The following is a 6,919-nucleotide window of genomic DNA, read 5'->3' on the forward strand; positions in this document are numbered from 1 at the left end:
GGCCGCCGTCCTGGAGCGGCACGCTCTTGAGCGCCGCCGCTTCGAAGTCGATCGCTTCCTCGCCGTGCTCCTTCGCCTGCCAGTGACGCAACTGGCGATGCCCCTCGGTTTCATGGTGAGGCGAGAGTGTCAGATCGGCAGCGATCGTGGCCTGCTCCTCGGGAGAGCGAGTGGGCTGAGGTGTGTGTTCCTGTAGAAGGCCGTCGGTATCCAGCAGTCCGCCGAGGCCATCGTTGTCATCTTCACCAGCGCCAAACCCTTGCGGTGCCGCCGGCGTCCGAAGAGTCCGGGCCTCGAGTGCGGCATTGCGCTGCTCAAGCTGCTCGAGCTGGGCGCGCATCTGTTTCATGGCGACCGACTCGCCTACCCCGCCCGCATCCGGCACACCGCGCGCCGGCGATGGTTCCGGCGTGGGATCGAGGTCGCTCTGGCCATCGCCGAATGTCAGATCATTGGGGTCGAGTTCACCGTCGCCTCCGGTGGGTTCGCTACCGCCTCGAGAGGTTTTGGCGGTCGATGACAGAGAGGAAGGACCCGACGACTTGCCGGATGACGAGCCACCCGGAGAGGTATCCGGTTTTGGCGGATAGAGGTGGCGCTCCTGGGGATGACGCAGGCGTTCCAGTTCACTATCGACCGTGGTCCAAATGTCGGCGCGCTCCTCGTCCGTTGCCGCTCGGGCATACTTGCGCACGGTGAACCAGTTCTTCCACGCCATGTCGATGGGGTTGAAGTGCAGCCCGGTGTGCTCGTTGAGCATGCCCTTCAAGCGATCCTCGACGATGTTCCAGCGAAAATCAGTCTGCCCCTCGTGATCGAGCTGCGCCATCTCCTCATGCCAGGCCTGGGCGAAGTTGCTGTCGACGACGTTGCTGGCCCACGGCTCGCCCTCGCCGAGATCGTCGGCGTGCTCGATCCAGTAGTCGGCACAGCGGGTCCAGCACTCGTCACAGAACTGGCGATAGGAGATCAGCTTCTCGATCTGAGGCCGGCCCATGCCGGCATCGAGCGTCAGCGGCAGGGTCGGCAGAAAGTGCTCGATGGTATAGAGCATTTTCGAGATGTGGCTCTGATTAACCGTGTAGCCCAGGACGCGTAGGCGCTTGGTCAGCTCGCGTTGAGAGATGGTCTCGCCGGCGTCTTCCTCGATCATGCGCTTGGCCTCGAAGATCCCGCGCGCCCGCTCGATCCAGCTCAGTTGCCCCCGGTTGTCGTTCTCGGCCAGATGGCCGGCGAGCACATTGATCTCGCCCTGCCACGGAATGAAGTGGCAGTCCTGGTGATAGAAGCGCTGATCGCCTGTCTCCTGGTACAGCTCATTGAGAATGATCAGGCGGGTGTTACCACCGTCGGAGATCATGTAGCGGTTGTCGCCGGGGCGCTGCGTGACGGTCAATTTCTGCTTGAGTCCGACCGCCTTAATCGACTCCTTGATCTCATCAAATTTCGGGTTGTGATGTGTTCGCGGGTTGCGGTCGTAGGGACGCAGCTGATCCAGCGTGAGCGACATCGCCTGTTCGCGGGTCGGTGCCGGCAGCCGATCGGTGGGCTGGCTCCTGAGCGTCGGCCCCGGCTGGTTCAGTTTGGCCGTGATCTGGTCGGGGGTGACGGATGGTTTACTCATGAGGTCCACTCCGGCTGCCACGATGCGCAGCCATCAGAATCGAAAAAATGGTTCAACTGCTGGTTCAAACGACCGATGCTCTGGGTCAACCCGTGCAGGCTAAGGTCGCTGCGCGTCTGCGGCGGATGCTGCTGGCACAGCGCCTGCAGGCCACGACGCAGATCGAGCAGGTTGTCGTTGACGATCACCAGCAGCTCGAAATCGCTGAGGTCGAAATACTGGAGCTGCGCCCAGCGCAGGCTGTGGTGCGGCGCCATCTCGAGCCGACTGGCCTTGTCACAAGCCATATGGAAGACCAGCCAGGTATCGGCGAGCAGCGAGCGCAGCGCATCGTTGCGCTTGTTGTGCGCCCGGGGATGCGCGGCGAACCAGGACTCCAGTGTCTCGACCCAGCCGGCGAAGGGATCGAGCAGTCCCAGAGCCAGACATTCCCGGCCCTGCAGATAGCGCTCCATACTCTGGTCGGTAGCGGTGCGTGTCGGAAACGTGACGATCTCAGCCATGGGACAGCGCCTTGTGCTGGTCGCGATCGATGCCGCCGTGCAGGCGCGCGTTGCGGCCGGCGGCGTACCCCCGGGCCATTGCCCCCCGATCGTCACGGCGTTGACCGCGATCGATGGCCTCCATCGCTTCGAGCTGGGGATAGAAGCGCTGCTGAAAATGCTCGATCGCCGCGACGGCCTCCTCGGTTTTCTCCACCGGCACGATGTGTTCGAACGCGCCCGCCACCCATGCCAGGGCATAGGCATCGGCCCGGCGAATCTTGGTGATGCGTTTCGCGCGTTTTTGCATGCCGTTCAGGAATGTCTTGCGATCGCTGATCAGCTGACGCTGGAGGACCTCGAAGGCATATGCCGCGATGTGTACCTGACTCGCCTCGCCGAGGAAGGCGAAGTAGCCCTGCCAGCTCTCGAACGTAGGACGCGGCTCGTAGACCGTGGCGGTACCGAAGGCGGCATTGACCAGGCTGGCCAGATGATCGAGCCAGCGCGGCGGCTTGCGTCCGGTCGGCGACTTAACGGCCACTCGGTCGATGGTCGATGCCGCGACATCAATCTCGCTGACGCCATACTCGTCCATCAGATGCTGCGCCTGACGCAGTGCCGTTCCGGCCTCGTGCTCGTTGGCCGATCGTGACAGCGCCAGGCAACGTTCGATCTTGCGAAGGATGCGATCAGGAATCATGCCTCGTCCCCCTCATGTCGCTGTTCCCTGCGTAGCCGTGCCAGCACGTTCTTCTCGGCACGCGCGTCGCTGGGTGAAAAACCGGTGAATACGGGCGGGCAGCCCGGCTTGATGAAACGAACGTGGCCACCTCGGGTGCGCTCGACGTTCCAGCCATGAGTCACGGCGTAACGCGCCACGCGCTTCAGGGCGCGCGTCGAGCAGCGAATCGGCAGTGCGTCAGGCATGGGTCACCTCCCCGATGACTTGATCGGTGTGATCAAGCTGCTGACGAAACAGATCCAATTGCCCCTCCAGCGACAGGATCAGTCGCTCCCGCTCATCTCGAAGCACACTGCACTCGCGATTAAGCCGTGCGAGTTCTTCGCGCTTTTCAGCGAGGCGAGTTTCAAGATCCTGGAGATCATGAGCTGTACAGTTCATGGCCGCGACTCCTGTAACTGTTTCCACGCCAGTGATTCGAACCGGGTGCTCGAGCCCACGAACGTCAGATGCACCGTGCCGGTGGGACCGTTGCGCTGCTTGCCGATGATCAGCTCGGCCAGCCCCTTGTTGTCGGGGTTATCAGTGTTGTAGACCTCGTCGCGGTAGACGAAGCCGATGACGTCGGCGTCCTGCTCGATCGCGCCCGAGTCGCGCAAATCGGCCATGCAGGGCCGCTTGTTGGGGCGATTTTCCAGCGTGCGATTGAGCTGCGAGAGCGCCACCACCGGGCAGTTGAAATCCTTGGCGGTGGCCTTGAGGATGCGCGAGATCGCGGAAATCTCGTTATTGCGGTTCTCGCAGCCCGGCTCCTCGAGCAGTTGCAGGTAGTCGATGAGGATAAGGGCCGGCTTGCCATGGCGGCGCATTAGCCGACGGGCGCGGGACTTGAGCAAAGTTGCCGAGAGTCCGCTGGAGTCGTCCACGAACAGACGTTCCTCGAAGCCCAGTATGCGATTCGTGGCGGAGGTCAGCTTCTCCCAGCCCCCGTTGTCGAGCTGCCCTGAGCGCAGCTTGCTCAGATCCAGCCGCCCCATGCTTGCCATGAGACGCAGCATCAGCTGCTCCTCGGGCATCTCGAGCGAGAAGACGAAGATCGGCGCGGTCGCCAACTCGGTGCGGCCCGCCGTGGCAACCAGCGCATTCTCGACGAGGTTCATCCCTAGCGTGGTCTTGCCCATCGATGGGCGGCCGGCGATGACGATCAGGTCCGAGTCCTGCCAGCCACAGGTGAGCGCGTCGAGGTCCTGGTAACCGGTGGGTGTGCCGGTAATGCCATCCTTGGCGTTGAAGGCACGATCAATAGTATCGATCGCTGCGGTCAACGCTGGACGTATGCCGGTTTCCTTGCCCTGCCGATTTTCGGCCAGCTCAAACAGTTGACGCTCGGTGGCTTCGATCAACGCCTGACTGAGCTGCTGTCCATCCAGCGCCCGCTGACTGAGATCACGCCCCATGTTGACCAGCTGCCGGCGACGCTGATGCTCGCGAACTATGCCGGCATAGGCGACCACGTTGGTTGCCGACGGCGTGTTACGGGCCAGCTCGGCCAGGTAGGACAAGCCTCCACAGGTCTCTAGATTCCCATCGCGCTCCAACACCTCGGAGAGCGTCACCACGTCCAGCGGCTTTTCGTTATGGGATAGCGCTTCCATCGCCTTGAAGATCAGCCGATGCGGGTAGTGATAAAACGCACCGGCATCGACGATTTCGCAGATGTCATCCCACTTTGTGTTGTCGAGCATCAACGCCCCCAGCGTGGACTGCTCGGCCTCGATGCTATGCGGTGGCAGAAGCCCCATGGCCTCTGCGTCTGCCGGGGATGCGGCCTCAATGGACATGACCGACCCCCGATTTACCCATGCCCAATTTGCCGTTAGGCGTGACCGCGCCTACTGCGCCTACTGCGCCTACTGCGCGGATGGCATCGGCCCACTCGGGATAGAGATCGATGGCCACGGCCTTGAGCTGGTCGGCACAGGCCGGTGCCTTGCGGCTGTATGGCTTGCGCGGCTCGACCCGATGGACGGGCAAGCCCTGCAGCGCAGCCGAACGATAGGCGGAGAGATTGACCAGCGGGGTCTCGAGAACGCTGATGCCGTGATCTTCGACCTCGGCATACATGGTGCGAATGCTGTCGGCGATATCGCGGGCGTCGCGCAGTTGGTCGGTCATCTTGTTGAGCAGGATGGAGACCGGCGGCACCTCGAAACGGGTATAGCGCGCCAGCTCGCGCAGCTCGTTGAGCATGCCCTGAGTGCCACGCACGAATTCGCGGGCGGTTAGCAGTTCGGGAACGATGGGAGAGATCAGCCGATCGGCAGCCATGACGGCCATCTCGAGAATCACTGAGCGCGCGCCCTGGGTATCGATCAGGATGGCGTCATAGCGATCAGCAAAGCGATCGAGCAGATCGATCAGGCGGAAACGACCATTCGGGGCGTTGAGCAACAACTGCTGCAACTGATTCCGATAGTCGTTCGAGACAATGATGTCGAGATTGGGAATAGCGGTGTGCGAGATAATCTGGTCGAGGTCGACCAGCTCTGTCGCGAGCAGCTCGTACACCCCACCAGGGGCAGGCTGGGACAGCTCATAGTAGGAAGAGAGGGTTGGCTGGGAGTCCAGGTCTATGAGCAGGACCCGTAGACCGGCGTCTGCCAGGAGACCGCCCAGATTGGCCGTCGTGGTGGTTTTCCCGACGCCGCCCTTGGAGCAAACCGTTGCTGAAACGCGCATGACTACACCTCATCCGTCAGTGATTGGAATGAGTGCAGAGGCGGCATTACATAGCAGGATGTCTTTTCTAAGCGTTCAGCTGGCTCCCTGAGCAGGACTCGAACCTGCGACCCAGCGATTAACAGTCGCTTGCTCTACCAACTGAGCTATCAGGGATCGATACAGCGATCTCTCGTCACGATGATAGCGATGGCTCCCCGAACAGGACTCGAACCTGTGACCCAATGATTAACAGTCATTTGCTCTACCAACTGAGCTATCGGGGATCGTCGTTCACCGCTGGCTGATCTGGATGTTGGCTCCCCGAACAGGACTCGAACCTGTGACCCAATGATTAACAGTCATTTGCTCTACCAACTGAGCTATCGGGGACCATCCTTCAGCACGCGGCGTAGTATACGCGTTGAGTCTTTTGCGTCAAGGCCGATACGCAGGAATCTTCAAAAGAATGGAAACGAATTATCCAGCGCAATCAATACGCTGCGGAGCCAAACAGATGGCCCAGAGCAAATCTTCTGGCCGGATGACTATCACGGCTCGCCAAACCAGAAGCGTATTCACCGGCCAGAGCGGCTGCGTTGACAAACAGCCTGCGATCCGCATAGCGTCTATTTATTATAATAAATACCCAGCTTGTCTGCGGCCTGCCACAAGAGCTCACGGCCAGCAAGCACATGAACAACAATAGCGATAAAGGAGATCCCCATGACGGCAAGAGACGCGACAACCCGAAAGCCGTGGTATCAACGCATTCCCCATCCTGCCATTTTGATCTTCTGCCTGCTCTGCGTCGTCTGGGTGTTGACGCTGATCATTCCAGCAGGAACTTATGATCGCCAGGAGGTGAATGGCCGAAGCGCCGTCGTTCCAGGAACGTTCCACCTGATAGATCAATCGGCGCCGTCAGTACTGGAAATCTTCCATGCGATCCCCCTTGGCATGATCGGCGCTGCCAGCATTATCGTTATCGTATTCATCGGCGGCGGCCTGTTCCGGGTCATGGAAGCAACCGGTGCACTGGAAAACCTGGTCGGCACACTGGTGAAACGCCTGGGTGCTGAGCGCCCTTCCATCCTGATCTGGCTGATGACGTTCGTCTTTGGGGCCTTGGGGATCGCAGTCGGATACGAGAACAATATCGCCTTGATACCGCTTGCGGTCCTGCTGGGGCTCGCCATGGGTGGTGACAGGCTGGTCGGAACGGCGATCGCACTCGGTGGTGTCGGGATAGGCTTTGCCACCTCGCCTATCAATGTCTATACCCCGCCTCATTCACGAGGGTGCTGATTGAGCGGTCTGAAGGTACTGACTGGTGGCATCGCTTATCAGGATCGGCTTCTTCAGCGCGAATAGCTGTTGAGTAATGCCAAAACGCTGAAATTTCCCCGC

General features: G+C 60.8%; 8 protein-coding genes and 3 tRNA genes. 1 reads left to right on the forward strand and 10 read right to left on the reverse strand.

Features of this window, described 5'->3' with window-relative positions; translation table 11 throughout:
- The 10 genes from R3F72_RS18140 to R3F72_RS18185 form a co-directional block, all read right to left on the reverse strand.
- The coding region (locus tag R3F72_RS18140; RefSeq protein WP_332780431.1) for a ParB family protein at positions 1 to 1,624 on the reverse strand (1,624 nt) is incomplete at its 3' end.
- The gene (locus R3F72_RS18145) at positions 1,621 to 2,127 is read right to left on the reverse strand and encodes a hypothetical protein (RefSeq protein WP_332780432.1); all 507 of its coding nucleotides are present in this window, start codon (positions 2,125 to 2,127) and stop codon (positions 1,621 to 1,623) included. The genes R3F72_RS18145 and R3F72_RS18140, both read right to left, overlap by 4 nt.
- On the reverse strand, positions 2,120 to 2,809 hold the full coding sequence (locus R3F72_RS18150) for a DUF2786 domain-containing protein (RefSeq protein ID WP_332780433.1): 690 nt from the start codon (positions 2,807 to 2,809) through the stop codon (positions 2,120 to 2,122). The genes R3F72_RS18145 and R3F72_RS18150 overlap by 8 nt, the downstream gene beginning before the upstream one ends.
- Positions 2,806 to 3,036 (reverse strand): type II toxin-antitoxin system HicA family toxin, encoded by a 231-nt coding sequence (locus tag R3F72_RS18155; protein ID WP_332780434.1) that lies wholly within the window; start codon positions 3,034 to 3,036, stop codon positions 2,806 to 2,808. The genes R3F72_RS18150 and R3F72_RS18155 overlap by 4 nt, the downstream gene beginning before the upstream one ends.
- Positions 3,029 to 3,232, reverse strand: a complete 204-nt coding sequence (locus R3F72_RS18160) for a hypothetical protein (RefSeq protein WP_087720999.1) — start codon at positions 3,230 to 3,232, stop codon at positions 3,029 to 3,031. Before R3F72_RS18160 ends, R3F72_RS18155 begins: the two co-directional genes overlap by 8 nt.
- Positions 3,229 to 4,626, reverse strand: coding sequence for a replicative DNA helicase (dnaB, locus tag R3F72_RS18165; protein WP_442978369.1), 1,398 nt, complete (start codon positions 4,624 to 4,626; stop codon positions 3,229 to 3,231). The genes R3F72_RS18160 and dnaB overlap by 4 nt, the downstream gene beginning before the upstream one ends.
- On the reverse strand, positions 4,622 to 5,530 hold the full coding sequence (locus R3F72_RS18170) for a ParA family protein (RefSeq protein WP_087721001.1): 909 nt from the start codon (positions 5,528 to 5,530) through the stop codon (positions 4,622 to 4,624). The genes dnaB and R3F72_RS18170 overlap by 5 nt, the downstream gene beginning before the upstream one ends.
- Positions 5,531 to 5,610: 80 nt before the next feature.
- A tRNA-Asn gene (locus R3F72_RS18175) sits at positions 5,611 to 5,686 on the reverse strand.
- A 34-nt stretch (positions 5,687 to 5,720) separates the two neighbouring features.
- Positions 5,721 to 5,796: transfer RNA gene (locus R3F72_RS18180), tRNA-Asn, on the reverse strand.
- 30 nt (positions 5,797 to 5,826) lie between these two features.
- Positions 5,827 to 5,902: transfer RNA gene (locus R3F72_RS18185), tRNA-Asn, on the reverse strand.
- A gap of 333 nt (positions 5,903 to 6,235) precedes the next feature.
- Here R3F72_RS18185 and R3F72_RS18190 point away from each other — a divergent pair.
- Complete coding sequence (locus R3F72_RS18190; RefSeq protein ID WP_332780436.1) at positions 6,236 to 6,817, forward strand: AbgT family transporter; 582 nt, start codon at positions 6,236 to 6,238, stop codon at positions 6,815 to 6,817.
- Positions 6,818 to 6,919 lie beyond the last annotated feature (102 nt).

This window comes from Salinicola sp. 4072 (assembly GCF_036663415.1).
Lineage (GTDB): Bacteria > Pseudomonadota > Gammaproteobacteria > Pseudomonadales > Halomonadaceae > Salinicola > Salinicola salarius_A.

Coding starts and splice junctions, on each gene's coding strand:
- R3F72_RS18155 (WP_332780434.1), bottom strand. CDS start 3,036: ATGCCTGACGCACTGCCGATTCGCTGCTCGACGCGCGCCCTGAAGCGC.
- R3F72_RS18145 (WP_332780432.1), bottom strand. CDS start 2,127: ATGGCTGAGATCGTCACGTTTCCGACACGCACCGCTACCGACCAGAGT.
- R3F72_RS18160 (WP_087720999.1), bottom strand. CDS start 3,232: ATGAACTGTACAGCTCATGATCTCCAGGATCTTGAAACTCGCCTCGCT.
- R3F72_RS18150 (WP_332780433.1), bottom strand. CDS start 2,809: ATGATTCCTGATCGCATCCTTCGCAAGATCGAACGTTGCCTGGCGCTG.
- R3F72_RS18170 (WP_087721001.1), bottom strand. CDS start 5,530: ATGCGCGTTTCAGCAACGGTTTGCTCCAAGGGCGGCGTCGGGAAAACC.
- R3F72_RS18190 (WP_332780436.1), top strand. CDS start 6,236: ATGACGGCAAGAGACGCGACAACCCGAAAGCCGTGGTATCAACGCATT.